At 65.4% G+C, this 24951-nt stretch carries 21 protein-coding genes; 15 read left to right on the plus strand and 6 right to left on the minus strand.

Annotated features, from left to right (window positions below):
- Positions 1-44 precede the first annotated feature (44 nt).
- Positions 45-1514: an MFS transporter gene (locus HLH21_RS13510; RefSeq protein WP_182944277.1), complete on the plus strand. Its 1470-nt coding sequence runs from the start codon at positions 45-47 to the stop codon at positions 1512-1514.
- A gap of 20 nt (positions 1515-1534) precedes the next feature.
- Complete coding sequence (gene mtnK / locus HLH21_RS13515) at positions 1535-2794, plus strand: S-methyl-5-thioribose kinase (protein WP_182944278.1); 1260 nt, start codon at positions 1535-1537, stop codon at positions 2792-2794.
- 31 nt (positions 2795-2825) lie between these two features.
- On the opposite strand, the gene HLH21_RS13520 is transcribed toward mtnK, so the two are convergent.
- The 3 genes from HLH21_RS13520 to gluQRS all read right to left on the minus strand — a co-directional run bounded on the left by HLH21_RS13520 (position 2826) and on the right by gluQRS (position 6270).
- Entirely contained in the window at positions 2826-4040 is a 1215-nt protein-coding gene (locus HLH21_RS13520; protein ID WP_182944279.1) for a pyridoxal phosphate-dependent aminotransferase, read from the minus strand.
- A 16-nt stretch (positions 4041-4056) separates the two neighbouring features.
- Positions 4057-5259: a pyridoxal phosphate-dependent aminotransferase gene (locus HLH21_RS13525; RefSeq protein WP_182944280.1), complete on the minus strand. Its 1203-nt coding sequence runs from the start codon at positions 5257-5259 to the stop codon at positions 4057-4059.
- 108 nt (positions 5260-5367) lie between these two features.
- Positions 5368-6270: a tRNA glutamyl-Q(34) synthetase GluQRS gene (gluQRS, locus tag HLH21_RS13530; RefSeq protein WP_182944281.1), complete on the minus strand. Its 903-nt coding sequence runs from the start codon at positions 6268-6270 to the stop codon at positions 5368-5370.
- Positions 6271-6444: 174 nt separating this feature from the next.
- Between gluQRS and HLH21_RS13535 the strand changes: the two genes are divergently transcribed.
- Complete coding sequence (locus HLH21_RS13535) at positions 6445-7014, plus strand: HNH endonuclease (RefSeq protein WP_182944282.1); 570 nt, start codon at positions 6445-6447, stop codon at positions 7012-7014.
- A 9-nt stretch (positions 7015-7023) separates the two neighbouring features.
- On the opposite strand, the gene HLH21_RS13540 is transcribed toward HLH21_RS13535, so the two are convergent.
- Complete coding sequence (locus HLH21_RS13540) at positions 7024-7320, minus strand: hypothetical protein (protein ID WP_182944283.1); 297 nt, start codon at positions 7318-7320, stop codon at positions 7024-7026.
- A gap of 266 nt (positions 7321-7586) precedes the next feature.
- Here HLH21_RS13540 and HLH21_RS13545 point away from each other — a divergent pair, with 266 nt between their 5' ends.
- Positions 7587-9998, plus strand: coding sequence for a heavy metal translocating P-type ATPase (locus HLH21_RS13545; protein WP_182944284.1), 2412 nt, complete (start codon positions 7587-7589; stop codon positions 9996-9998).
- A 42-nt stretch (positions 9999-10040) separates the two neighbouring features.
- On the plus strand, positions 10041-10253 hold the full coding sequence (locus HLH21_RS13550) for a heavy-metal-associated domain-containing protein (protein WP_246379742.1): 213 nt from the start codon (positions 10041-10043) through the stop codon (positions 10251-10253).
- Between the two features lie 45 nt (positions 10254-10298).
- Here the strand turns inward: HLH21_RS13550 and HLH21_RS13555 are convergent, their stop codons facing one another.
- On the minus strand, positions 10299-10652 hold the full coding sequence (locus HLH21_RS13555; RefSeq protein WP_182944285.1) for an arsenate reductase: 354 nt from the start codon (positions 10650-10652) through the stop codon (positions 10299-10301).
- Between the two features lie 264 nt (positions 10653-10916).
- On the opposite strand from HLH21_RS13555, the gene HLH21_RS13560 reads away from it, so the two are divergent.
- From HLH21_RS13560 to HLH21_RS13585, 6 genes are all read left to right on the plus strand, one after another.
- Positions 10917-11603: an HAD family hydrolase gene (locus HLH21_RS13560; protein ID WP_182944321.1), complete on the plus strand. Its 687-nt coding sequence runs from the start codon at positions 10917-10919 to the stop codon at positions 11601-11603.
- Between the two features lie 204 nt (positions 11604-11807).
- Complete coding sequence (locus HLH21_RS13565; RefSeq protein ID WP_182944322.1) at positions 11808-12611, plus strand: SDR family NAD(P)-dependent oxidoreductase; 804 nt, start codon at positions 11808-11810, stop codon at positions 12609-12611.
- 171 nt (positions 12612-12782) lie between these two features.
- Positions 12783-14012, plus strand: a complete 1230-nt coding sequence (gene oxlT, locus HLH21_RS13570; protein ID WP_182944286.1) for an oxalate/formate MFS antiporter — start codon at positions 12783-12785, stop codon at positions 14010-14012.
- A 253-nt stretch (positions 14013-14265) separates the two neighbouring features.
- Positions 14266-16566, plus strand: coding sequence for a TonB-dependent receptor (locus tag HLH21_RS13575; RefSeq protein ID WP_182944287.1), 2301 nt, complete (start codon positions 14266-14268; stop codon positions 16564-16566).
- Positions 16567-16932: 366 nt separating this feature from the next.
- Positions 16933-18696: a tetratricopeptide repeat protein gene (locus HLH21_RS13580; RefSeq protein WP_182944288.1), complete on the plus strand. Its 1764-nt coding sequence runs from the start codon at positions 16933-16935 to the stop codon at positions 18694-18696.
- Positions 18697-18908: 212 nt separating this feature from the next.
- A complete protein-coding gene (locus HLH21_RS13585; RefSeq protein ID WP_182944289.1) occupies positions 18909-19517 on the plus strand; it encodes a sulfotransferase family 2 domain-containing protein in 609 nt (202 codons plus the stop codon).
- A 156-nt stretch (positions 19518-19673) separates the two neighbouring features.
- On the opposite strand, the gene guaA is transcribed toward HLH21_RS13585, so the two are convergent.
- Positions 19674-21287, minus strand: a complete 1614-nt coding sequence (guaA, locus tag HLH21_RS13590; protein ID WP_246379744.1) for a glutamine-hydrolyzing GMP synthase — start codon at positions 21285-21287, stop codon at positions 19674-19676.
- Positions 21288-21484: 197 nt separating this feature from the next.
- On the opposite strand from guaA, the gene HLH21_RS13595 reads away from it, so the two are divergent.
- The 4 genes from HLH21_RS13595 (at position 21485) to HLH21_RS13610 (ending at position 24951) form a co-directional block, all read left to right on the plus strand.
- Positions 21485-21943 (plus strand): hypothetical protein, encoded by a 459-nt coding sequence (locus HLH21_RS13595; RefSeq protein WP_246379746.1) that lies wholly within the window; start codon positions 21485-21487, stop codon positions 21941-21943.
- 111 nt (positions 21944-22054) lie between these two features.
- A complete protein-coding gene (locus HLH21_RS13600) occupies positions 22055-23995 on the plus strand; it encodes a CocE/NonD family hydrolase (protein ID WP_373319705.1) in 1941 nt (646 codons plus the stop codon).
- Positions 23996-24082: 87 nt separating this feature from the next.
- Positions 24083-24601, plus strand: coding sequence for an NUDIX hydrolase (locus HLH21_RS13605; protein ID WP_182944291.1), 519 nt, complete (start codon positions 24083-24085; stop codon positions 24599-24601).
- Entirely contained in the window at positions 24598-24951 is a 354-nt protein-coding gene (locus HLH21_RS13610) for a response regulator transcription factor (protein WP_182944292.1), read from the plus strand. The genes HLH21_RS13605 and HLH21_RS13610 overlap by 4 nt, the downstream gene beginning before the upstream one ends.

The following is a 24951-nucleotide window of genomic DNA, read 5'->3' on the forward strand; positions in this document are numbered from 1 at the left end:
GATAAAAACAACAAGAACAGCACTCACGTCAGCAGGACCAGGACATGGCAGGAACGGAGTCTCGCCCGACGGCTTTCGATCGGGCTGCATCCCATCCCCCCATCATCACCGACATTCCGGCCCGGCTCGACCGCCTGCCCTGGTCGCGTTTTCACGTGCTGGTGGTCATCGCACTCGGCATCACCTGGATTCTGGACGGGCTGGAGGTCACCATCGTCGGGTCCGTGGCCCCCGTGCTGCAACGGGGCGACACGCTGGGCCTGTCGGCGGAAGATGTCGGGGCGGCGGCGTCATCGTATGTCGCGGGCGCCGTCATCGGCGCGCTGCTGTTCGGATGGATGAGCGACCGTCTGGGCCGGCGGCAGATCTTCACCGTGACGCTGGGGCTGTATATCCTGGGCGTCGGCCTGACCGCGCTGTCGTGGAACATGGCCAGCTTCGCGCTGTTCCGCCTGATTACCGGGCTTGGGATCGGCGGCGAGTATTCGGCCATCAATTCCGCCATCGACGAACTGATGCCCGCCCGCCTGCGCGGCCGTGTCGATCTGATCGTCAACGGCACCTTCTGGGCCGGCGCGGCGCTGGGGGCGGCGGGGTCAATGCTGCTGCTGCAGGGGACGATCATGCCGGTCACGCTGGCATGGCGGGTCATCTTCGGCATCGGCGCCATCATGGGGCTGGGGGTCATCGCCCTGCGTCGCTGGGTTCCGGAGAGCCCGCGCTGGCTGATGACCCATCGGCGGGTCGAGGAAGCCACCCGGATCGTGGTGCAGATCGAGGCCCGGCATGGCGGATCGGCGATCCGGCTGACCGAAACCCTGGACACGGTGTCGATCCACCCCGCCGGCACCTTCGGGCTGCGCGAGGCCCTGACGGTCCTGGCCGGCCCCTATCGCGGCCGGGCGGGATACGTCCTGGTCCTGATGATCGCGCAGGCGTTCCTGTATAATGCGGTGTTCTTCACCTACGGGCTGGTCCTGACCCGGTACGACCATGTGGCGGACGCCTCGGTCGGGCTGTATATCCTGCCGCTGGCGGTCGGCAACCTGCTGGGGCCGCTGGCGCTGGGCAAATGGTTCGACACGCTGGGCCGGCGGCGCATGATCGTCCTGACCTACAGCCTGGCGGGCATCCTGATGTTCGTCGTGTCCGTGCTGTTCGCGGCCGGAATGCTGGACGCCCGCCTGCAGACGACGCTGTGGGTGGTGATCTTCTTCTTCGCCTCGGCGGCGGCCAGCGCCGCCTACCTGACGGCCAGCGAGATCTTTCCCCTGGAAATCCGCGCCCTGACGATCGCGCTGTTCTATGCCCTGGGCACGCTGTTCGGCGGGGTGGCGGCGCCCTTCCTGTTCGGATGGCTGATCGGCCGGGGCAGCCTGCTGTCGCTGGCCACCGGCTATGGCGCGGCGGCGCTGCTGATGCTGGTGGCCGCCGCCGTGACCGCCCGCTGGGGCGTCGATGCCGAAGGACAGTCGCTGGAGCGGATCGCGCCCCCCCTGTCGTCGATGATGTGATAGACTGTCCGGATTACAGCATGAGCCCGCATTCCCTTCCCCCGGCGCCAGCGGCGTACCGCACGCTCGATACCGACGGCATCCGCGCGTTTCTGGCCGGCGTGCCCACCCTGGCCACACGCCTGGGCGGTCCCGCCGCGCACTGGCGCATCCGCGAGGTCAGCGACGGCAACCTGAACAACGTCTTCCTGATCGACGGCCCCCAGGGCGGCGTCTGCTTCAAGCAGTCCCTGCCCCATGTGCGCGTGGACCCGGCATGGAAGATGCCGCTGGACCGCACATTCTACGAGGCCGCCTATCTGCGCGAAATCCGGCCCTGCGTCGGCGCGCTGACGACCGACATCCTGCATTTCGACCCGGACCTGTTCGTGCTGGTGGTGGAAAGCCTGGACCGACACGTCGTCCTGCGGCGCGGCCTGATGGCGGGCGGGGACTGGCCCGACGCCGCCCGCGCCGTTGGCGCCTTCGTCGCGCGCGGCGCCTTCCACACGTCGCTGCTGGCCGCCCCGTTCGAGGAGATCACGCGCCGCCTGGATGTGTTTTCGGGCAATCGCACCCTGACGCGGATCACGGTCGACCTGGTCCTGACCGACCCGTACCGCGACCACCCCCGCAACCACTGGATCAGCCCGGACCTGGACGGCATCGCGGCGGACATCCGCACCGATCCCCACGTTCGTCGGCGCGTGGGCGCCATGCAGGCCCGTTTCCTGACCTGCCGGCAGGCGCTGCTGCATGGCGACCTGCACACCGGCTCGGTCATGGTGGCGGACGACGACACCCGGGTCATCGACGGCGAATTTGCCTGCCCCGGCCCCATCGGCTTCGATTGCGGCCTGTTCATCGGCAACCTGCTGCTGCATCTGTTCGCCTGTGGCGATTCCGCCGGGCAGGACCGGGCGGTGCGGGACATCGCCCAATTCTGGGCCAGCTTCCACGACACGTTCGGGGAGTTGTGGCGCACCGCCACCCGGCACGACGGAAACGGCGACGCCTACGCCGCCGCCCTGTTCCGCGACGACCCGTCCGGCCTGCAACAGGCACAGGCCGATTTCATGCGGGACGTGACGGCTGACACGATTGCCTTCGCGGCAATGGAAATCATTCGTCGGATCGTGGGGTACGCCCACGTACCCGATTTCGACACGATCCCCGACCGCGCCGCCCGCGCCGGGCGACAGGCCGCGGCCCTGGCGCTGGCGCGCGACCTGCTGGCCGACCCGGACATCGTGACGACGATCGCGGATCTGGAGTCACTGGCCCGTGGTCGCGCCAGATAGGTAGCCCCGGCGAGGGCCACGGCCCTTGCCTTCAGACCAGCCCGTCCACGAACGCCGCGATGCGGGCGCAGGCCTCGCGCAGGGTCTCGTCGTCCGTGGCGCAGGACAGCCGCAGATAGGGCCCCTTGCCGAAGGCGCTGCCATGGACGCAGGCGACATGCTGCTCGTCCAGCAGGGCGAGGGCGAAATCCTCGTCCGTCGTCAGCATGCGGCCGCCCCGGCTGGTCCGGCCCAGGCAGGCCGCGATGCCCGGGTAGGCGTAGAACGCCCCCTGCGGCATCGCGCAGGTCACGCCGGGAATGGCGCGCAACGCCTCGACCACCATGGTGCGGCGGCGGGCATAGGTGTCGCGCATTTCGGCGATCAGTTCCGCCGGACCGTCCAGCGCGGCGGCGGCGGCGGCCTGGCTGATGGAACACACGCCCGAGGTCGCATTCCCCTGCACCCGCGTCATCATGCGGATCAGCCGTTCCGGCCCGCCGGCATAGCCGACGCGCCAGCCGGTCATGGCGTAGGATTTCGAAACCCCGTTCAGCGTCAGCACCCGCGATGTCAGGTCGGGCGCGACGGCGGCGATGGAATGATGCCGCGCCCCGTCGAAGACCAGATGCTCGTAGATCTCGTCGGACAGGATCCAGATCCGGGGATGCCGGCGCAGCACGTCGGCGATCGCCTCCAGGTCGGCCAGGGTCATCACCGCGCCGGTCGGGTTGCTGGGGAAATTCAGCACCACCCAGCGCGTCCGGGGCGTGATCGCGGCCTCCAGCGCCGCGGCGGACAGGCGGAACCCGTCTTCCTCGCGACAGTCGGCGAAGACCGGCACACCGCCGAACAACCGGGCGGCCAGCGGATAGCTGACCCAGTACGGCGCGGGGATGACGATTTCATCCCCCGCGTCGATCGTCGCCATGAAGGCGTTGAAGATCACCTGCTTGCCGCCGTTCGACACCATCAGTTCCGCCGGCGCGTAGGTCAGGCCGTTTTCGCGCGCGAACTTCCGCGCGATCGCGGCCTTCAGCGCCGGGGTGCCGTCGACGGGCGGATATTTCGTCTGCCCATCCAGCGCCGCGCGATGCGCGGCCTCGATCACCGCCGGGGGCGTGGCGAAATCAGGCTCGCCCAGCGCCAGCGACAGGACCTGATGCCCCTGGGCGCGCAACGCGCGGGCGCGGACGGCCATGGCGATGGTGGCGGGCGACGCCAGTCGCTCCGTACGGCCGGCGAAACCCGGTTCGGTCACGGTCATCGTCCTTGCACGCCCGTCAGCGCAGCCCGGCGCAGAAGCGCTGGATGCGCGCGCAGGCCTCGCGCAGGCTGTCGGTGTCGGTGGCGTAGGAAATGCGGAAATGGCCGGGGAACATGAAGGCCGCGCCGTGAACGGCCGCGACGCCCTCCTCCTCCAGCAGGGCGGTCACGAAGGCCTCGTCATCGACGAGCGCCGTCCCGCCGGCGCTGACCTTGCCCAGGCAGTCTTCCAGCGACGGATAGACATAGAATGCGCCTTCCGGCTTCTGGCACCGCAGGCCCTTCGCCTGGTTGAGCATGCTGACCACCAGGTCCCGCCGCCCCTGATAGGCCTGCACCATGTCGCCGATGAAATCCTGCGGGCCGGACAGGGCCTCCAGCGCCGCCGCCTGGCTGATCGAGCAGGTGCCCGACGTCGACTGGCTCTGCAATTTGTTCATGGCGCGGGTCAGGACCGCCGGCGCGCCGGAAAACCCGATGCGCCAGCCCGTCATGGCATAGGCCTTGGACACGCCGTTCATGGTCACCGTCCGGTCGCGCAGGCGGGGTTCGACCTGCACGATCGTCGCCGGGACGAACCCGTCATAGACCAGCTTGTCGTAGATATCGTCGGTGAAGATCCAGATATCCGGATGCCGCAGCAGCACGTCGCAGATCGGTCGCAGGTCCTCGGCCGAATAGGCGGCCCCGGTCGGGTTGTTCGGCGAGTTCAGGAAGAACCATTTGGTGCGCGGCGTAATCGCCGCTTCCAGGTCCCCGGCCCGCAGCTTGAACCCGGTTTCGGCCGGGCACGGCACGATGACGGGCGTGCCGTCGGCCAGCGCCACGATGTCGGGATAGGACACCCAGCAGGGTGCGGGAATGATCGCCTCGTCCCCAGGGTTCATCGTCGCCACCATGGCGTTGTAGATCACCTGCTTGCCGCCGGTCGACACGATGATCTCGTCGGGCGTGTAGTCCAGGCCGGAATCGAGGCGGAACCGTTCGGCCACCGCGCGGCGCAGCGGCAGGGTGCCGGCGACGTCGGTATATTTGGTCTGCCCCTCGGCGATGGCGCGGATCGCCGCGTCCTTGATGTTCTGCGGCGTGTCGAAATCGGGCTCGCCGGCGGACAGGCTGATGATGTCCTTTCCGGCGGCCTTCAAGGCCCGCGCCTTGGTCGAAATGGCGATGGTCTGACTGGGGCTGACCTTGTTCAGACGGGCGGCGATAAGATCCATGGCACCGAAGATCCAGAGAAACGGAAAGACAAAGGGGCTACACCGTAATGCGAACCGGCGGGCGAGGAAACCGCAGATCGGCGCGCGACGCTGACAGCATGCCTGCCCCTACGATGAGTGTAGCGCATACTCCCCCAGCGCCGCGCGCCGCACCGCGTCCGGCGTCATGCCCGCCGCGCGCATCGCGCGCAGTGTCAGGGCGCGGTCGCGCTTGGCCAGGCGACGCCCCTCGCCGTCCAGCAGCAGGGCGTGATGGGCGTATTCGGGCTCCGGCCAGCCCATCAGGATCTGCAACAGGCGATGGATCGCCGTGGCCGGCCGCAGATCCTCGCCCCGGCTGACCAGGGTCACGCCCTGCGCCGCGTCGTCATGCGTGACGCAGAGGTGATAGGAGGCCGGGATATCCTTGCGGGCCAGCACCACATCGCCGAACAGGCCCGGCCGCCCCGTCCGCACGCCCTGGCCGCGCTCGCGCCACGTCACGCATTCCCCCCCTGCGACGTGCAGCGCCCGCGCCATATCCAGGCGCAGCACATACGGCCGGCCGTCCCGCATCCCGTCCGCCCGCTGCCGGGGCGACAGCGCGCGGCAGGTCCCGCCGTAGGCCAGCGTGCCGTCGGGCGCGCGATGCGGCGCATGCGCGGCTTCCTGCGCCTCGCGGGCGATGTCGGCGCGGGTGCAGAAACACGGATACAGCAGGCCGCGTGCCGACAGCGCGTCCAGAACCCGGCGGTAGTCCGGCAGGTGCGCCGACTGGCGGCGGACGGGTCCGTCGGGCGTGATGCCGATCCAGGCCAGGTCCTCGACGATCGCCTCGACATAGTCGGGGCGGCAGCGCACCGGGTCGATATCCTCGATCCGCAGCAGGAACCGCCCGCCCGACTCGCGCGCCAGACGCCAGCCCGCCAGGGCCGACGCGGCATGGCCCAGATGCAGATACCCCGTCGGACTGGGGGCAAAGCGGGTGACGATTCCATCCTTTATGCCACGAAAACAGGATGATGCCGCCATTGCCCGACCTTTCTTGGCTCTGCCCGCCGCATGAAGGGCGACCATGCGACGGTCACGCCCTTGCGAGAACGGGGAATGTTTGCGATATAGACGGCAGGTTCTCAACGGCGCATATCATTGGGCGTTCGGTTCTGAGTACAACGCCAAATGATGGTGTGGCGGCATCGCGAAAGGATGCGCCCCTTGCTTGCTGGCAGTCCGCACTATCCGGCCTTGGTCCTTAATGCCGATTTCAGGCCATTATCCTATTTTCCGCTATCGCTCTGGTCCTGGCAGGACGCGATCAAGGCGGTCTTCCTCGACCGCGTCTCGGTCCTGAGCGAGTATGACGAGGAAGTCCGCTCGCCCAGCAGGTCGCTTCGCCTGCCCAGCGTCATCGCCCTGAAGGACTACATCCCCACCGCCCGAAGGCCGGCCTTCACCCGCTTCAACGTCTTCCTGCGCGACAATTTTTCCTGCCAGTACTGCCACGACCGGCTTCCCACCCACGACCTGACCTTCGATCACGTCATCCCGCGCTGCAAGGGCGGCCGCACCACCTGGGAAAATGTCGTCACCGCCTGCAGCCCGTGCAACCTCATCAAGGGGTCGCGCATGCCGCACGAGTTGCACATGTATCCCCGCCGCCCCCCGTCCCAGCCCTCGACATGGGAATTGCAGGAAAACGGCCGGTCGTTCCCCCCCAACTACCTGCATGAAAGCTGGCGGGACTATCTCTACTGGGACAGCGAACTGGATACCTGAAGGCCCGTCCTACTGCCGGTAGCTGTAGCCGTACTGGTCGGCCAGCTTCTGCAGATCCGGCGCGCCGCGCAGATTCAACGGGATCGGCTGCGGGTTCTTCGATCCGATGACCACCCCGTGATCGGTCATCCTCTGGCAGGTGTTCGCCGCCAGCGGGAAACTCAGCTTCAGGTCGGCGCCCATCTGGGCGCGCAGGCACGAGACGTCGCTATCCCACGGACGCCGCCCCATTTCCGACGAACACCCCGTCAACAGGACCGCGCCGCACGCGATCATACCCAGGCCCGCCCAGTTCTTCCGCTTCATCTCGACCGCCGTCAGGGTCCCCGCCAGGCGAGGCCACCCACCACATCACCGAATCCGGGTGGCGCCCTGTCGCCGAGGTGCCGCCCGCTCTATCGGCGCAACCTGCCATGGATCGCCCCCAGACGATAGACCACCGCCCCCGGCTGCCTGTCCCGCCCGGTGCATGACAGGGGTACACGCGCGCCGGGGCCACCCCCGACAGGGCGGTTGACGGCGCCCCGCCCCGGTCGCACGTTTCCAACGGTTTCATAGCCGGAGGGCGCGTCATGGACAGCAGCATCGGGCGGGCGGTCACCCTGCCGGTCGAAGGCATGACCTGCGCCGCCTGCGCCACCCGGATCGAGAAGGTGCTGAACCGCCTGCCCGGCGTCACGCCCCAGGTCAATTTCGCGACCGGAACCGCGACGGTGGGCCTGGCGGACGACCCGACGTCGCTGGACAACGTGATCGGCGCGATCCGCAAGGCCGGATATGACGTCCCCGCCCGCCATGTCGGCCTGACGGTCGAGGGCATGACCTGCGTCGCCTGCGCCACCCGGATCGAGAAGGTGCTGAACCGCCTGCCGGGGGTGGACGCCCATGTGAATTTCGCCAGCGGCCGGGCCGAGATCGACTACATTCCCGGCCTGGCCGACCCCGCCACCCTGATCGGCCAGGTCGAAAAGGCGGGATACGGCGCCAGCCTGCCCCGCGACGAAACACCGGACGACCAGGCCGCGCGCCATGCCGCGACAGGGCGGCGGCAGATCCGCCTGTTCGTCCTGTCCGCCATCCTGACCGCGCCCCTGCTGGCCGGGATGGCGGCCATGCTGGCGGGCGTGCACGACCCGCTGCCGCTGTGGCTGCAATGGGCGCTGGCGACGGTGGTGCAGTTCGTCTGCGGCCGGTCGTTCTATCGCCATGCCTGGAATGCGCTGCGCGGCGGCGGGGCGAACATGGACGTGCTGGTCGTCATGGGCACCAGCGTCGCCTGGCTGGCCAGCACGGCGACCCTGGTGCTGGCGTTGCCGGGGCCGGTCTATTTCGAATCCGGCGCCACGGTCATCACGCTGGTGCTGCTGGGCCGGGTGCTGGAATCCCGTGCCCGCGAGCGCACCCGCGCGGGCGTCGAGGGCCTGATGCGCCTGCAACCCCAGATCGCGCATGTCGAGGTCGATGGCACGGTGGAGGACCGTCCGGTGGCCTCCCTGCGCGTGGGCGACCTGTTCGTCGTCCGGCCGGGCGAGAGCATCCCGGTGGACGGCGCCATCGTCGACGGCAGGTCGGACATCGACGAATCCATGCTGACCGGCGAGGGCATCCCCGTGGGCAAGCAGGCGGGCGATGCGGTCTTCGGCGCCACCATCAATCGCGACGGTGTCCTGCATGTCCGCGCCCGGCGCGTCGGCGCCGACACGACCCTGTCGCGGATCGTCCGCATGGTGCAGCAGGCGCAGGGAACCAAGGACCCGGTGCAGCATCTGGTGGACCGGGTCTCCGCCATCTTCGTGCCCGCCGTGCTGGCGATCGCGCTGCTGACCTTCGTTGCCGGCTGGGTGGCGACCGGCCATCCGGCCGGGGCACTGACCGGCACGATCGCGGTGCTGGTGATCGCCTGCCCGTGCGCGCTGGGCCTGGCGACGCCGACGGCGATCATGGTGGGCACGGGCCTGGGCGCGCGGGCGGGCCTGCTGTTCCGCACGGCCGAGGCCCTGGAACGCGCCCACACCGTCACCACCCTGATTATGGACAAGACCGGCACCCTGACCGAAGGCCGGCCCGGCGTGACCGACATCGTCCCCGGCGAGGGCATATCCGCCGACCGGCTGTTGTCGGCCGCCTGCGGCCTGGAACGGGATTCCGAGCATCCGCTGGCCCGCGCCATCGTCGCTTATGCCACGGAGGCAGGCATAGCGGGCGATGCGGTCCGCGACGTGCGAGCCGTACCGGGGCGCGGCGTGCAGGGGGTGCGGACCGATGGCGCGAGTGACGTGCTGCGCCTGGGCTCGCCGCGCTTCCTGGCCGAGGGCGGCTGCATCGGCGACCCGATGACCGTCGAGCGGCTGGAACAGCAGGGCAAGACGGTGATCGGGGTGGCGGAGGGCGCAACCGTCCTGGGCTATATCGCCCTGGCCGACCGCATCCGCCCGGATGCCGCCGCCAGTGTGGCGTCCCTGCGGGGCCGGGGGCTGCACCTGGTGATGCTGACCGGCGACAATGCCCGCACGGCGTCGGCGGTGGCCGCCACGCTGGGGCTGGACGACACCATCGCCGGCGTCCTGCCCGAGGACAAGGCGCACGAGGTCGAAAAACGGCGCGGCCCCGGCCGGATCGTCGGCATGGTCGGCGACGGCATCAACGACGCCCCGGCCCTGGCCGCCGCCGATGTCGGCATCGCGATGGGCAGCGGATCGGATATCGCGCTGGACACCGCCGAAATCGTGCTGATGCGGAGCGAACTGGCCAGCCTGATCGACGCGATGGATCTGTCGCGCGCCACCCTGGCCAAGGTGCGCCAGAACCTGTTCTTCGCCTTCGTCTATAACGTGCTGGGCATTCCGCTGGCGGCCCTGGGCCTGCTGAACCCCGCCATCGCCGGGGCGGCGATGGCCTTGAGTTCGGTGTCGGTCGTATCCAACTCGCTGCTGCTCAACCGATGGAAGCCGGCCTTGCGAAAGGCCCCGCCCGCGCATAGCTGAAAGAACGGACGGCCGTCCGAACCGACTGGAACAGGAAAAACGATGATGGAAACGGCAACGCTGAAGATCGAAGGCATGACCTGCAACGGCTGCGTCAGTGCGGTGAAGAAGGCGCTGGAACGCACCGACGGCGTCTCATCGGCCGATGTCGCGCTGGACACGGGCAATGCCCGCGTCACCTACGATGCCGCCCGCACCTCCCCGGCCCGCCTGCGCGCGGCGGTCGAGGACGCGGGCTACGACGTCGCCGCCTGAACATGGCCACCCGGGCCGATGCCCCGGGGGCCGCCACGCGGCGCTTCAGCCGAACAGCGCCGCATAGATCTCGGGTTTGAAGCCCACGGTCAGCGCGCCGTCCACATCCAGCACCGGCCGCTTGACCATCGACGGCTGGGCCAGCATCAGCGTCACGGCCCGCCCCTCGTCCAGATCGGTCTTGTCCGCATCGGGCAATTTGCGAAATGTCGTGCCGGCGCGATTCAACAGCGTGGGCCACCCGACCTGGCGCACCCAGCCCTCCAGCACATCCCGGGCGATGCCCTGGGTCTTGTAGTCGTGAAAAGCGTAGACCACACCATGCGCGTCCAGCCATGCGCGGGCCTTCTTCATGGTATCGCACGCCTTGATGCCATGGATCGTAACCAAACGCGGCATAGGCTCGCCTGCTCCTGCTTCATGATCGACGCGACACCACGCCGTGCGCCGATCCGAACGACAGGATGCTGCCAGACGATTTTCAAATCAAGGCGATGCTACCTTGATAGCGAAAAATCAAACATAATTCAAGCCTTGAAATGAGGCGATCAACAAAATATCTTTTGATGAACAAAATATATTATGAACTCCTTCTCATTATTTATTCCATTACGGGAGAATATATTGACTTATCCGACACTTGCATCCTCCGAGCCCCCCCAAATCCCGTGCTCTGACGGAAAAATTAGTCTTGTTATATTTGACTGCGACGGCGTCCTTATTGATGGCGAACGCCAGTCGACGGACCTCATGGCGCAGGAAGCCCGGAAATACGGCTGGGATCTGACGGATGACCAGGCCCACCGGATTTTCACCGGCGGTGAACTGGCAAAGATCGGCGAACTGATCGGCCAGAAGACCGGGCAGGATATTCCCGCCGACTGGGACATGATGATGCAGAACCGCATTGTCGAGATGATGAAAACCGACGCCGAAACCGTCGACGGGGCCGAAGCCATGCTGGAGTCCGTCATTCAGCTCGGCCTGCCCATCCGCGTCGGCTCCAACTCGTCGGGCGCTGAAATGGACGCCAAGTTCCAGAACACGGGCCTGGACGAGGTTCTGGAGAAGGAACGCATCCATTCCGGACGCGACCTCGACATGCCCAAGCCGCGCCCCGATATCTATCTCCACGCCGCGCAGGCCGAGGGCGTGGCCCCGGCGGAATGCATCGTCCTGGAAGATTCCGATGCCGGTGTCGAAGCCGCCCGCCGGGCGGGAATGGCCTGCGTCCTGCTGCGCGCGCCCGACAAGCCGGCGCCGGAATGGCCGGGCCTGTTCCGCATCGCGCATCTGTCCGAGTTTCCGCCGCTGCTGGAAACGCTGATGGATCAGCAGCAGGCAGCCTGACCCCCGGCCCGCGCCAGTGCCGCGTACGGCAAGGTCATCCGGCGCAACCATCCGCCGGCAGGGCCTTGCCTCCGTCCGGTTGGGGGCTGATTACGATTAATTGTGCCCCCTGCCCCGCGCGCCCCAGGATCCGCGATGGACGTGCCGCCGATGGTCTCGGCTACACTGTCCAGGGAAACGTGGACCACCACGCAGGAGGGACGGATGACGCAGAATGAAGGCAGGTTCCACGGCAGAACCGCTCTGGTCACGGGGGCCGGAGGCAATATCGGCCTGGCGACGGCCCTGCGCCTGGCCAGCGAAGGGGCCGCGATTGCTCTGGTCGATATAGACCCCGGCAAACTCTCGCAGGCGAAGGAGGCATTCGCCGCGCATGGCACCCGGGTGGAAGCCTACACCTGCAATGTCGCGGACCGGGTCGCGGTATCCGCCGTCGTGGACCAGGTCATCGGCGATTTCGGCGCGGTGGATCTGCTGTTCAACAATGCGGGCTTTCAGGGCGCCTTCAGGCCGATCCACGAATATCCCGAGGATGACTTCGAGAAAGTCATGAAGATCAATGTCTTCGGGGCGTTCTATATCCTCAAGGCCGTCTCGAAGCATATGGTCGAGCGCCGGTTCGGCCGTATCGTCAACACGGCCAGCATGGCAGGTGTCCAGGGGCCGCCGAACATGCTCGCCTATGGCGCCTCCAAATTCAGCATCGTCGGCCTCACCCAGATCGCCTCCAAGGATCTGGCGCCCTACAATATTCGGGTCAATGCGATCAGCCCCGCCTTTATGGGTCCCGGCTATATGTGGGACCGCCAGGTCGAACTCCAGGCCGAAGCCGGGACGCAGTACTTTTCTTCGGACCCCACGGAAGTGGCGAAGCAGATGATCGCCAGCGTGCCGATGCGACGCTACGGCGATATTTCCGAAATACCCGGTGTCGTCTCATTTCTCATGAGTGACGATTCCAGTTACATGACCGGCGTCAATCTGCCGATTTCCGGCGGCATTCTCTAAAACCGGGACAACCGACGCCGGGGCGCATCGACGTCGGCGTGCCCCGCCGGACCTCTTGCGATCCGCCCTGTGCAACGGTGCGGGCAGGCGCCATGCTGGACATCCGCCCCCCCTTCCCCGAAAGCGGGGAAGACCGGGCTGGCCCCAGGATCGCCGCAAGAGGATACAGCCATGATCGAACCCAGATGGCGCCAGATGATCGCCGGGCTGGCCTGCATGGCGGCCATATCCTCCCCGCAATATGTCTGGACCCTGTTCACGCCGGCTCTGAGGGCGGATTTCGGCGTCGGCGCCGCCGCCCTTCAAGTCGCCTTTTCGCTGCTGATTATCCTGCAGACGCTGTTTTCCCCCATACAGGGGTGGATCGCGCGGCATGTTCCGCCCCGTAACCTGATTATGGCCGGGATCGTGCTGACCGGACTGAGCTGGGTCGCCGCGGCGCAGGCGCACAGCCTGGCCATGCTCTATCTGACATATGGCGTAGTGGGCGGGATCGGCACCGGCACGGTCTATGTCGGCGTCGTATCGCTGCTGATGCAGTGGTTTCCCGAACGTCGCGGCATGGCCGCCGGCGCGGCGGCGGCCGGATACGGCATGGGCGCGATGCTGACCACCTTTCCGATCTCGCACATGCTGGCGGGGTCGGGGTGGCGGGGCACGATGACCGCATTCGGCGCGCTGATCGCCGTCGTCGGCATCCTGGCCGCCTGGTTCCTGCGCGCACCGGATGCCCGTCCTGACACTGCCGGGGATGCCGGTGGCTACTCCACGGCGGTTGTCGTGAAAACGCCTGTGTTCTGGGTCATGTTTTTCATGATGGCGACGATGGCGACCTCGGGCCTGATGGTCACCTCGCAACTCGCGCAGATCGCCGGCGATTTCAAGGTCGCCCATCTGACCGTCGCCGGCCTGGCGGCGCTGCCGCTGGCCATGACGCTGGACCGGATCGCCAACGGCGTGACACGGCCCCTGTTCGGCTGGATATCCGACCTGGTGGGGCGCGAACGGACAATGGCCCTTGCCTTCACGCTGGAAGCCGTGGCGCTGGGTTGCTGGCTGGCCCTGGCGCACCACCCTGTGGCCTTCGTGCTGCTGTCCGGCGTCGTATTCCTGGGCTGGGGCGAGATCTTTTCCCTGTTTCCGGCAACGCTGACCGATATTTTCGGCCCACGGGACGCCTCGCGCAATTACGGGGTTCTGTATATCGCGCAGGGCGTCGGCGCGGTGTTCGGCGGTCCGCTGGCCGCCTGGCTGCATCAGGCCAGCGGCGCCTGGTTCCCGGTCTTCGCCTGCGCCATTGGCGGGGACCTGCTGACCGCGCTGCTGGCGATTGCCGTACTGCGCCCCATGCGCTGCCGTTTCGCACGGCGACGGGACGGGCAGGCCCCGGGAACCCCGTAGCCAACGACGGCGAACCACCGAGGCGGCAGGAACATCATTCTCCCTTTCTGAGGGGGGGATGGCATCAGGACGGCAAACAGCCTGACGCAGTCGAACACTGTTCAAATCAATACAGCACCGGAATAGTCCCCTTTCAAAATGAAACAGCGGAACATTCCCGAAGAATAATATCCCGCCGGATATGGACATATGGTTAAAATCGTCTATATCCGGTCGTATATCGACAAACGACAGCAACCGGGAGGTGCATGGTATGAATTGGAAAGAACGAAAAAACGCGCAGCCATTTACTATTGCCGGAGTTGGTCTTGTCCTGCTTTCATCTGCATCGCACGCTGCTGAAAACAAGCCTGCAAACCAGCCCCACCCGGCCGTGTCCGGCTCGCAGCAACATATGCCTGTCCCGCAATACACGCCCGCCACGCAGCGTATTCTTGTAACGGGTCGTAATGTCTCGGGCGCCGCTGCCGATTATAACAAGAAGTCGGCCTATCTCGGCCCGCTGGGTAACAAGAGCACCCTGGACACGCCGATGTCGGTTCAATCGGTGCCGCATGACGTCATCGTCAATCAGCAAACACGCAACCTGAACGACCTGATGGGCTATATGCCCTCCGTGCAGCTGGAAATCCGAGGCGACCCGAACACCAGCCGTCCTCAATCACGTGGCTTCGAGGCCGACGTCGTCGCGAATACCCGTCTCGACGGGCTGAATATCACCTCGACCACGCCTTATGCCGCCGAAATGTTCGAGGACGTTCAGGTCCTCAACGGCGTGGCCGGTGCGCTGTATGGGGCGCAGAACCCGGCCGGCACATTCGCCTATACGTTGAAGCGGCCGACGGACACACCGATCAACCGCCTGATCGTCGGCGTCGATTCAATCGGACAGCTGATGGAAAATGCCGACGTATCGGGCCGGATCGGCAAGAATAAATGGTTTGGATACCGGATCAATCTGCTGCATGGCGATGGCACGACCTATGTCCAGGACAGCTGGATGCGCCGCAATCTCGTCAGCGCCGATTTCGATATCCATTTCGATTCCAAGACGGTCCTGGAACTCGACGCCAGCCACTATACCTATGTCCAGCGCGGCACGGCCCCAGGGTTCAACGTCCCCATCGGGATGACCTACCTGCCAAAGGCGCCAGATCTCAGCGATCCTCATCTGGGCCAGAACTACGCCGGCTATAACATGGAAACAAATATATACCTGGCGAAATTCAAGCATACCATCAACAGGGACTGGAGCTTCACGCTCGGCGGTCTCTATGAGGATTCGCTCCGGCAGAGCTTCGGCAACACGAATGCCCTGGCTGCAACCGGCCCCGTCGGCCAATATACCCAGACCATCGCGGCCGCAACGACCGCGAACGACTTCCGGGTTGGCAGCAATCTTGCCTATATCAACGGGCATTTCCGCACCGCTTTCATTTCGCATGACATCGTCGTCGGCACAAACGGCTACATGATGGGGAATTACAACCCGACGCAGGGCGAAAGCATCACCCTGGGCAAGTCCAACATGTATTCGCCCTCCGTTCTGGCCGGACGGCAGCCCTATTATCATGGGCGCTATGAATCGGCTTACGTACGCAATCAGGCGATGATCCTGGGCGATACCCTGCGCCTGGACCGGCACTGGTCCATCATGGGCACGCTGACCTGGAACTGGCTGAGCCAGGACAACAGGCTGTCGAAAGCCGGCCCCTCTTCAAAGGTCGGCAACACCACATATACCTCCACCATACCGCTTGGCTGGAACAGCAAGCACGTTGACGCCGCGTTCAGCCCGATGGCCAGCCTGATGTACAAACCGGCCGATAATCAGACGGCGTATTTTACATATGGCCGCGCCATCCAGGCGGGCGTTCAGGCGCCCGGAACGGCCACGAATGCGAACCAGCTCACCCAGCCTTTCCGCAGCGAGGAATATGAAGTCGGCTATAAGGTCAGCTACAGGAAATTGCTTTTCACCGTCGACGGGTTTCGCATGAACCGGCCTTATGCGTTCATGAACCAGACTGGAGAATTCGGCACCTTCGGCATGCAGACCAACTATGGTGTCGAGGCGATGGTGCAGGGATATATTACCCCGCGCCTGTCCGTCCTGGCCGGCATGACCTGGCTTGACGCGCAGATCGGCGATACTGGCTATGCCGGCACCGACAACAAGCAAGTCGTGGGCGCGCCGCCGATTCAGTCGAACATTCTGCTGGATTACCGGTTGCCGATACCGCACGGTTCCTTTGCTTCGGGCCTGGCGGTCAATGCGAATGTCCATTACACCGGCCGTCGTGCCGCCACCGTGACGAATTCGGCATTCGCCGGGTCCTACACCACTCTTGATCTCGGCGCCCGGTATCCCTTTTTCGTGGCACGCCACCCCTGGATGGTCCGCTTCGGCGTGAACAACGTCACAAACGAGCAGTACTGGGCGTCTCTCTATCCTGCGACCGCCAACGGCTCACTGAACACGCCGATGATTGGCAGCAGCGCCTACGCCGGCTTGCCTCGCACGTTCCACTTCACGCTGGAAGCCGACTTCTGACGTCATATCCGGCTGGCCCCGCATCCCGAAGATTTTCGGAATGCGGGGCTTCCGGATTTCATGATTGGAGACAGTTATCCGCATCTGCACTGTATGCGGATACTGTCGGACGCCTCCGAATCATTCTCGCGGCAGGCACGGTGTCATTTTACCTGTGTTCGACACAAACGACTCAGAAATGCCGGATCCCGCGCAAAACTGATACACGCTCGGCGCTGTCGGCTACATGATTCCAGTCGAAGCTGGAAATGCAATTCCAGGCCCAAGAAGCCTCTTGCCCTTAGCCGACTGATCTACGACGATATCCACGGATAAACTTGGGGTGGTTTGAATGCGCCCTCTTGAAGTGGCGGGCACTGTCTAACGATGACGTACGATCTGACACCCATCTGCCTGAATTCGAGTTTTCGGACGTCGAGCACTTGGGTTTGGACGAGATTTCGTAAGGTCGACGATTTTATAGCGTATAGTGAACCATTCAATGAAGCATTGGGCGCGATAAGCCGCGAGATACACACTGCGGATTTTAGCAAATGGCGTTCCAGGCATCCGCCATCGGCACCTTATTTTCTGGAATACATGCCGATAATGCAGAAATTGTCCGAGGGGGCACTTTTCGATCCTACCCTAAGCTATGACCGTTTCATTCCAGCCGGCGGATTCGACGGGACGTTAAGCCAACAGGAAGTCACGTATCTCAGCGTCCTGATCGACCATGCACATGCTTTGGGGCGGCGGCCGGTCCTGGGTTTCACGCGTTCCCTGGCGCGTGCGGGTGCCTTGAAGCGTGCATTCCCGGGTAAGTCAATCTTCCTTCACCGGAATCTTTTTCATCAGTGGGCATCTTATTCAGGTCAAGCCGCGCACGGAAACAACTATTTCTTTGATAGGCTTAATGACTGCGTGCGCGCCGGTCGACACGATCCGATCGTGGCGATGCTGGACGACTGGCTTTCGCCACGAGAGGCCAGGCCGACCGACCGAAATAACTTTCTCGTCTTTCTGCTGTTTCATTTGTACATTTATATATGCGCGTTTTCCGCCGCTGACCTTATCATCGATTCGACCCGCGTGTCATATGACCGCCACGCACGTGAAGAGGCCGAGACAGGCCTACATACTCTGCTTGGCCGGCAGATTTCGTTGGACGGTGCCAAGCCCTCGTTCGACATGTCCCAACTGGACCTGAAGTGCAGTAAAGTGGACAGGGACCTGGTCGAGCAGTTTCTTAGGATGATCCTGCCCAAGAACATTGATAATGCCTGCCATGCCTTCCTGCATCAAGCGATGAACGATACGTTCATGGAGTGGGAAAAGAACGAATTCTATTCTTCCGGCATGCGGGGGGTACTCGTCTCGAAGATTGCTGAACTTGATAATGTCAACCATCGACTGAACAACGTCAGCAATCAATGCGACCATGTTGTTCACGAACGCGACGAAGCGCGCAACCTCCTCCAGTTGGAGGTTACACAGCGCGAAGGACTGCTGCAGGACCTGAAACAGCTTCACTCCATCACCAATGAGCGCGACTCTTTTGCCCATGAGCGCGACGAAGCACGCAACCTCCTCCAGTTGGAGGCCGCACAGCGCGAAGGACTGCTGCAGGACCTGAAACAGCTTCACTCCGAATGCAACCGTCTCGAAGCACTGGCGCAGGATTCGGCGAGAGAGAGCGCCGCTCAGGCGGAACGGTTCGAGACTCTTTCCCAGGAGAATCAGCGTCTTTTGGTAGAGCTTGACCGTCAGAGAACCGCTTGCGGTCGTCATGTATATGCTGTGCAGCAACATCTGGACATCGTGCAGCAGCGCTATAGCCATTTCTGGCCGCGACTGGCGTTCGGTGCTTTGATGGCGCACGTTTTTCTGAGCCTTGCCCGCCGGGCTGCACGCAGGCATGAGTGGTCCAGGGCCGCGTCCTGGTATCGGGCGCTTCTGGCGCGCGCGCCGCTGAATTTCGCTGCGTGGCGGCAATACGGAAATATGCAACGTGAACAGGGCCATCTGGACGAGGCTGCCCGCGCCTATGCAATCACCCTCCTTCGCTACCCGCAGGATGAAGAGGTCCGTGGATGGGAGCGGCAGATAAACCTGCAGCGACAGAAGGAACGGTCGCCGGAGCACTCATGACGAAGTCGAAATATACATATCGAAACCGCGGCGATTTCTTACGCATTCGCGGGGAATAAACGCGGCACGTTTGGTTTCGGTGCGTCTTCATGTCGCCGGACCGCCTGTCCTGCAGCTTTTTGATTTAGTGAAAACGGTAATGCCGGAGAACGGTAGCCAGGAATGAAACACCAAGGTCGCTGCCCGACAGTCGGTAATCAGGAAAACATGCCATGATTTTGTCTGACAAACGTGAGATTTTGTTCATCAAGGGTATGAAAATAGGGGGCACCTCACTTGAGGTACTTCTCGCGAGACAACTTGATGACGAAGCTATTGTTACGCCTATAATACCGACACCACATTCTCCGCACCAACCGCGCAACTACACATACAACAGCGACACGGTATTCTACAATCATATCCCTGCCGCCGAGGTGCGAACGCTGATCGGGGAAAGCCGTTTTACCAGCCTCTTCAAGTTTGGAATCGTTCGGCACCCTTACGAGAAAATTCTGTCTTTCTTTTTCATGATGAGAGTGCGACAAAGCGCGGACTATACGCTCGACGACGCGATAGAGGAGTGCTCATCGGAGCGGACGCGCTATTGCGACGCCGACGGCGGGTTACTGCTCAATACAGTGCTGCGGTATGAGAAGCTGTCTGTTGAAGGGCCTGCTCTTTTCAGCCGGCTTGGCCTTTCCTTCGCTGGATTCGACGCAATTCGTGAAAAGGGCGACTACCGCCTTCAATACGATGGTCCCGCACCGGAATTGAGCAGCGCCCAGATCATTCGCATCGAGAGGAAGTTCGACTTCGATCTTCAGTTCTACAGACGGTAGCCTTTCGTTCGGCCTGGCTGCGGCGCCCAGGCCCTGACGGTATCCATCGGCGGGACGATCGACCGCCATCCTTGCCGGCCGACCGTCCCCGAACGGATTCTGTCTATATCGAATTCTTATGAGACATCCCGGAACCCGCCAGGATGTCCCACACCTTCACTCCCACTCGATCGTGCCGGGCGGCTTGGAAGTAATGTCGTAGGTCACGCGGTTCACGCCCTGGACCTCGTTGACGATGCGGCTGGCCACGCGGTTGAGGAAGCCGATATCGAAGGGGAACACGTCGGCGGTCATGCCGTCCGTGCTGGTCACGGCGCGCAGCGCACAGGCGTAATCATAGGTGCGCCCGTCGCCCATGACGCCGACCGTGCGTACCGGCAGCAGCACCGCGAAGGCCTGCCAGATCGCGTCATACAGGCCGGCGCTACGGATTTCCTCAAGGAAGATCGTGTCCACCCGGCGCAGCAGCGCCAGCTTGTCGCGGTCCACGGCGCCGGGAATGCGGATCGCCAGGCCCGGACCGGGGAACGGATGGCGCCCGACGATATGTTCGGGAATACCCATCTCGCGGCCCAGTTCCCGGACCTCGTCCTTGAACAGTTCGCGCAGCGGCTCGACCAGTTGCATCTTCATCCGGTCAGGCAGGCCGCCGACATTATGGTGCGACTTGATGGTCACCGACGGGCCGCCGGTGAAGCTGACGCTTTCGATCACGTCCGGGTACAGCGTGCCCTGCGCCAGGAACTCCGCGCCGCCCAGCTTCGCGGCCTCCTCGTCGAATACCTCGACGAACAGGCGGCCGATGGTCTTGCGCTTGATCTCGGGGTCGGTGACGCCCTCCAGGGCCGACAGGAACAGGTCCGACGCATCGCGATGGATCAGCTTGATATTGAACCGGCCCCGGAAGGTCTTGACGACTTCCTCGGCCTCGCCGGCGCGCAGGATGCCCGGATCGACGAAGATGCAGGTCAGCTGGTCGCCGATCGCCTCGTGGATCAGCACGGCCGCGACCGAGGAATCGACCCCGCCCGACAGGCCGCAGATCACCCGGCCCGACCCGACCTGTTCGCGGATGCGGGCGATCTCCATGTCGCGGAACCCGGCCATCGTCCACGTGCCACGGCACCCAACGACCTCATGCGTGAAGTTCCGCAGCAGGGCGGCGCCGTGGGGCGTGTGCACGACCTCGGGGTGGAACTGCACGCCGTACAGGCGCCGCCCCTCATCCGCGATGATGGCGAACGGCGCGCCCTCGCTGACCGCCACGGCGCGGAAGCCGGGCGGCAGCTTCGTCACGCGGTCGCCGTGGCTCATCCATACCTGTTCGCGGCCGCCGCGTGCCCAGGTGCCGCGGAACAGGGCGCAATCCTCGGTGATGTCGATATGCGCGCGCCCGAATTCGCGATGCTCGTGCGTTTCCACCGCGCCGCCCAACTGGTGGCACATCGCCTGCTGCCCATAGCAGATCCCCAGCACCGGCACCGCGAGGGCGAAGACGATATCGGGGATGCGCGGCGCGTTCTCGTCCAGGACGCTGGCCGGGCCGCCGGACAGGATGATGCCCCGGGGGGCGAAGGCGCGGATCTTCTCGGGCGCCGAGGAGAACGGCCAGATCTCGCAATACACCCCGCTCTCGCGCACGCGCCGGGCGATCAGCTGCGTCACCTGGCTGCCGAAATCCAAGATCAGGACCCGATCTCCATGCAGCGCGCCGTCCAGCGCGGCCACGTCGCCTCCCTGTGCGGTCAGATCGGATCCACCAGCTTTCATGTCATCGCTCATCATCGGTCTTTCGGTCACGGCGCTACGGTCACAGGGCTTGCTGCATGAGCCGGGCAGGCAATGCAAGCGCGGGATATGCGTCGGGGACAAGCATAGCGCAAGATCGCACCCGGCGGGACCCTATGGCCCCCGGCCACGCGCGCGCCCATATTGGGGTCCGTTCCCTTTCGTCACGGAGCCTGAACTTGACCCTTCCGATCCCGCCGCGCCACGGCGGACGCGCATGGGCCCTCGCCCTGGGCGTTTGCCTGTCCGCCCTGTCGCCCGCCCACCTGTCCCTCGCCCGGGCGGCCGGCAGCGCCGCGGACGACCCGATCGGGATCTGGACCGGCACGCTGGTCGCCGATCGCGGGATCTGCCCCGAGACGCGCGCGCCGTCCACCTTGCAGATCGGCGCAAAAAGGATCGCCTTCACCCCTGCCGACGGGGCGCAGACCCTGCACGGCACGCGTGACGGCGCCCAGGGGACATTCCACGCCCAACTGGTATTGAGCGACATGAACCACAAGCCGTTCCCCATGGTGTTCGAGGCCCGGCCCAGCGGCGACACCATGGCCGGAACCTACGGCACCCCCCGCTGCCGCGCGCATGTGGTGATGACACGGCCCGAAAGTCACGGCCTGTCCCATTTCCTGGGGCACTAGGACGGGGTGACGGGCCGGGGGCCGGTTGCCCGATCGGTCCGGGTGCGACATGATCCGGCGCCAACGTCATCACGCGCCCGGCATGGCGGGCCAGCAGGAGCACACGGCTTGATCCTTCCTCCCCCCCGCCCGGCCGGGGCGCTTGGCCTCCTCGCCGCCCTGACGCTGGCCAGCGGCATCGCACGGGCCGCCCCCGACCCGGCGCTGACAATCCAGACCGGCAGCGACATCCCCGCCCATGTGACCTTCCCGACCGACAATCGCGACTACATCAAGCGCGACGTCATGATCCCGATGCGCGACGGCGTGAAGCTGCACACCGTCATCGTCATCCCCAGGGGCGCGCATGATGCGCCGATCCTGCTGACCCGCACCCCCTATCACGCGTCCGAGCGCCTGAACCGCGTGGAAGACGCGCCGAGCATGCGCGCGCTGCTGCCGCAGGGCGACGACGTGTTCGTGGGCGCCGGCTATATCCGCGTCTTCCAGGATATCCGGGGCAAGTACGGGTCCGAGGGCGATTACGTGATGACCCGCCCCGTTCGTGGTCCGCTGAACCCGACGACGACGGACGAGGTCACCGACGCGTGGGACACCATCGACTGGCTGGTCAGGAATATCCATGAATCCAACGGCCGGGTCGGCATGCTGGGCTCGTCCTACGAGGGGTTCACGGTCGTCATGGCCCTGCTGGACCCGCATCCGGCGCTGAAGGTCGCCGCCCCCGAAAGCCCGATGATCGACGGCTGGATGGGCGACGACTGGTACCATTACGGCGCCTTCCGCCAGGGCGGCCTGGATTATTTCACCGACCAGATGACCGTGCGCGGCAGCGGGGGGGCGATCCCCCGCGTGGATCGCGACGATTACACGAACTTCCTGCGCGCGGGCTCGGCCGAGGATTTCGCCCGCGCCGCCGGCCTGGACCAGTTTCCATGGTGGCAGCGCATGCTGGCCCATCCGGACTATGATTCCTTCTGGCAGGCCCAGGCGCTGGACAAGCTCATCACCCGGCGTCCGCTGACCGTCCCGACCCTGTGGGAACAGGGCCTGTGGGACCAGGAGGACATGTGGGGCGCCATCCACGCCTGGCAGGCGCTGAAGGCGGCGGGAACCCGCGTGCCCAACGTGCTGGCGATGGGCCCGTGGCGGCACAGCCAGATGAATTACGACGGGTCGGAACTCGGCGCGCTGCACTGGAATGGCGATACCGCGCGCCAGTTCCGGCGCGACGTCCTGCTGCCGTTCTTCAACCAGTATCTGCGGCCGGGATCGCCGGCGGCCAACCTGCCCGAGGCCATCATCTACAATTCCGGCGAGAACCGCTGGGACCATTTCGCGCACTGGCCGCTGGCCTGTGACGGCGGGGCCTGCGGCCACCCCAGCACGCCGCTCTACCTCCAGCCCGGATTCGGCCTGTCCTTCGACCACCCGGCGGCCGAGGGCCGGGATTCCTATGTGTCCGACCCCGCCCACCCGGTGCCCTTCGTCCCGCGTCCGTTCAACTTCGCGACCGACGAGGCGCGCTGGAAGACCTGGCTGGTCGAGGACCAGCGCCAGGCCGAAAGCCGCCCCGACGTCCTGACCTACGAAACCCCGGTGCTGGACCATGCCGTGCGCGTCAGCGGCGTGCCCGTGGCCGACCTGTTCGCCGCGACCACCGGCACCGATTCGGACTGGGTGGTGAAGCTGATCGACGTGCAGCCGGCAACGGACGGCGACCGGCCGGCGATGGGCGGATACGAACTGGCGGTGTCCATGGACATCTTCCGCGGCCGCTATCGCACGGGCTTCGCCCACCCCACCGCCGCCGTGCCGGGCGCCGTGGCGCGCTACCGCTTCACCCTGCCGGCGGTGAACCATGTGTTCCAGCCGGGACACCGGATCATGGTGCAGATCCAGTCCTCGCTGTTCCCGCTCTATGACCGCAACCCGCAGACCTACGTCCCCAACGTGCTGCGCGCGACGGCGAAGGACTATGTCGCCGCCACGCAATCCGTCCATCGCGGCGGGGCGCAGGCGACGGCGGTCTGGCTGCCGGTCGTTCCCTGACCCCGGCGGGGGGACCATCAGGGGGCGGGCTCTTCAACTGTCCGGCAGGATGGTGGCGGTGTGCGCGGGGCCGCGTATAATGCCGCCATGTCCGCCCCTCCCCCGGTTTCCGCCGCGATCCTGTCCGTCGTCGTGCGCGCGTCGCATGTCCTGCTGATCCAGCGGGCCAATCCGCCGGACCAGGGCCTGTGGGGCTTTCCCGGCGGGCGCGTCGAACGCGGCGAGACGATCATGCAGGCGGCCGAACGCGAACTGCGCGAGGAAACCGGTTTCGACACCCAGGCCCAGGGCGTGCTGACCGCCTTCGACGTCCTGGACAGGGACGATGCCGGCGCCATCCGGTTCCATTACGTCATCGTCGCCGTGCGCTGCGCCGATACGGGGGGCCAGGCGCCGTGCGCCGCCGACGACGCGCTGGATGTCGGCTGGTTCACGCTCGATCAGATCCGCGCCGCCCCCGGGCGGATGAGCCCCGGCCTGCTGGAACTGGCCACGCTGGCCCTGTCGGACCGGGGGATCGCCCCCTGGCCCACCCCGGCGGGCCGCCTGCATGCCGCCCATGCCTCCCCTGCCCAGGCCTCCGCAGCCCAGGCCGCCGCATCGTGACACCGCCGCCCCGCCATATCCTGCTGGTCGAGGACGAATCCGTCATCGCCACGCTGATTGATACCGCGCTGGATGGGTCCGGGTTCCGCGTCACCCTCTGCGCCGGCGTAGGCGCGGCGGAACAGGCGCTGGACCACGGCCCGGTCGATCTGGCCATCCTCGACCTGACCCTGCCCGACGGCCCGCCCGACCGGCTGGTCGAACGGCTGGCCGGGCTGTCGGTCCCGCTGATCGCCATCAGCGGCGACCCGGCCCGGCTGGCGCGATTCACCGCCGGCCAGACCCTGGAAAAACCATTCCGGATCCGGGCCCTGCTGGACAGGATCCAGGCCCTGCTGCCGCCGGCCTGA

The sequence above is a fragment of the Gluconacetobacter johannae genome (assembly GCF_014174305.1).
Lineage (GTDB): Bacteria > Pseudomonadota > Alphaproteobacteria > Acetobacterales > Acetobacteraceae > Gluconacetobacter > Gluconacetobacter johannae.

Coding starts and splice junctions, on each gene's coding strand:
- HLH21_RS13510 (WP_182944277.1), top strand. CDS start 45: ATGGCAGGAACGGAGTCTCGCCCGACGGCTTTCGATCGGGCTGCATCC.
- mtnK (WP_182944278.1), top strand. CDS start 1,535: ATGAGCCCGCATTCCCTTCCCCCGGCGCCAGCGGCGTACCGCACGCTC.
- HLH21_RS13520 (WP_182944279.1), bottom strand. CDS start 4,040: ATGACCGTGACCGAACCGGGTTTCGCCGGCCGTACGGAGCGACTGGCG.
- HLH21_RS13525 (WP_182944280.1), bottom strand. CDS start 5,259: ATGGATCTTATCGCCGCCCGTCTGAACAAGGTCAGCCCCAGTCAGACC.
- gluQRS (WP_182944281.1), bottom strand. CDS start 6,270: ATGGCGGCATCATCCTGTTTTCGTGGCATAAAGGATGGAATCGTCACC.
- HLH21_RS13535 (WP_182944282.1), top strand. CDS start 6,445: ATGCGCCCCTTGCTTGCTGGCAGTCCGCACTATCCGGCCTTGGTCCTT.
- HLH21_RS13540 (WP_182944283.1), bottom strand. CDS start 7,320: ATGAAGCGGAAGAACTGGGCGGGCCTGGGTATGATCGCGTGCGGCGCG.
- HLH21_RS13545 (WP_182944284.1), top strand. CDS start 7,587: ATGGACAGCAGCATCGGGCGGGCGGTCACCCTGCCGGTCGAAGGCATG.
- HLH21_RS13550 (WP_246379742.1), top strand. CDS start 10,041: ATGATGGAAACGGCAACGCTGAAGATCGAAGGCATGACCTGCAACGGC.
- HLH21_RS13555 (WP_182944285.1), bottom strand. CDS start 10,652: ATGCCGCGTTTGGTTACGATCCATGGCATCAAGGCGTGCGATACCATG.
- HLH21_RS13565 (WP_182944322.1), top strand. CDS start 11,808: ATGACGCAGAATGAAGGCAGGTTCCACGGCAGAACCGCTCTGGTCACG.
- oxlT (WP_182944286.1), top strand. CDS start 12,783: ATGATCGAACCCAGATGGCGCCAGATGATCGCCGGGCTGGCCTGCATG.
- HLH21_RS13575 (WP_182944287.1), top strand. CDS start 14,266: ATGAATTGGAAAGAACGAAAAAACGCGCAGCCATTTACTATTGCCGGA.
- HLH21_RS13580 (WP_182944288.1), top strand. CDS start 16,933: ATGACGTACGATCTGACACCCATCTGCCTGAATTCGAGTTTTCGGACG.
- HLH21_RS13585 (WP_182944289.1), top strand. CDS start 18,909: ATGATTTTGTCTGACAAACGTGAGATTTTGTTCATCAAGGGTATGAAA.
- guaA (WP_246379744.1), bottom strand. CDS start 21,287: ATGAAAGCTGGTGGATCCGATCTGACCGCACAGGGAGGCGACGTGGCC.
- HLH21_RS13605 (WP_182944291.1), top strand. CDS start 24,083: ATGTCCGCCCCTCCCCCGGTTTCCGCCGCGATCCTGTCCGTCGTCGTG.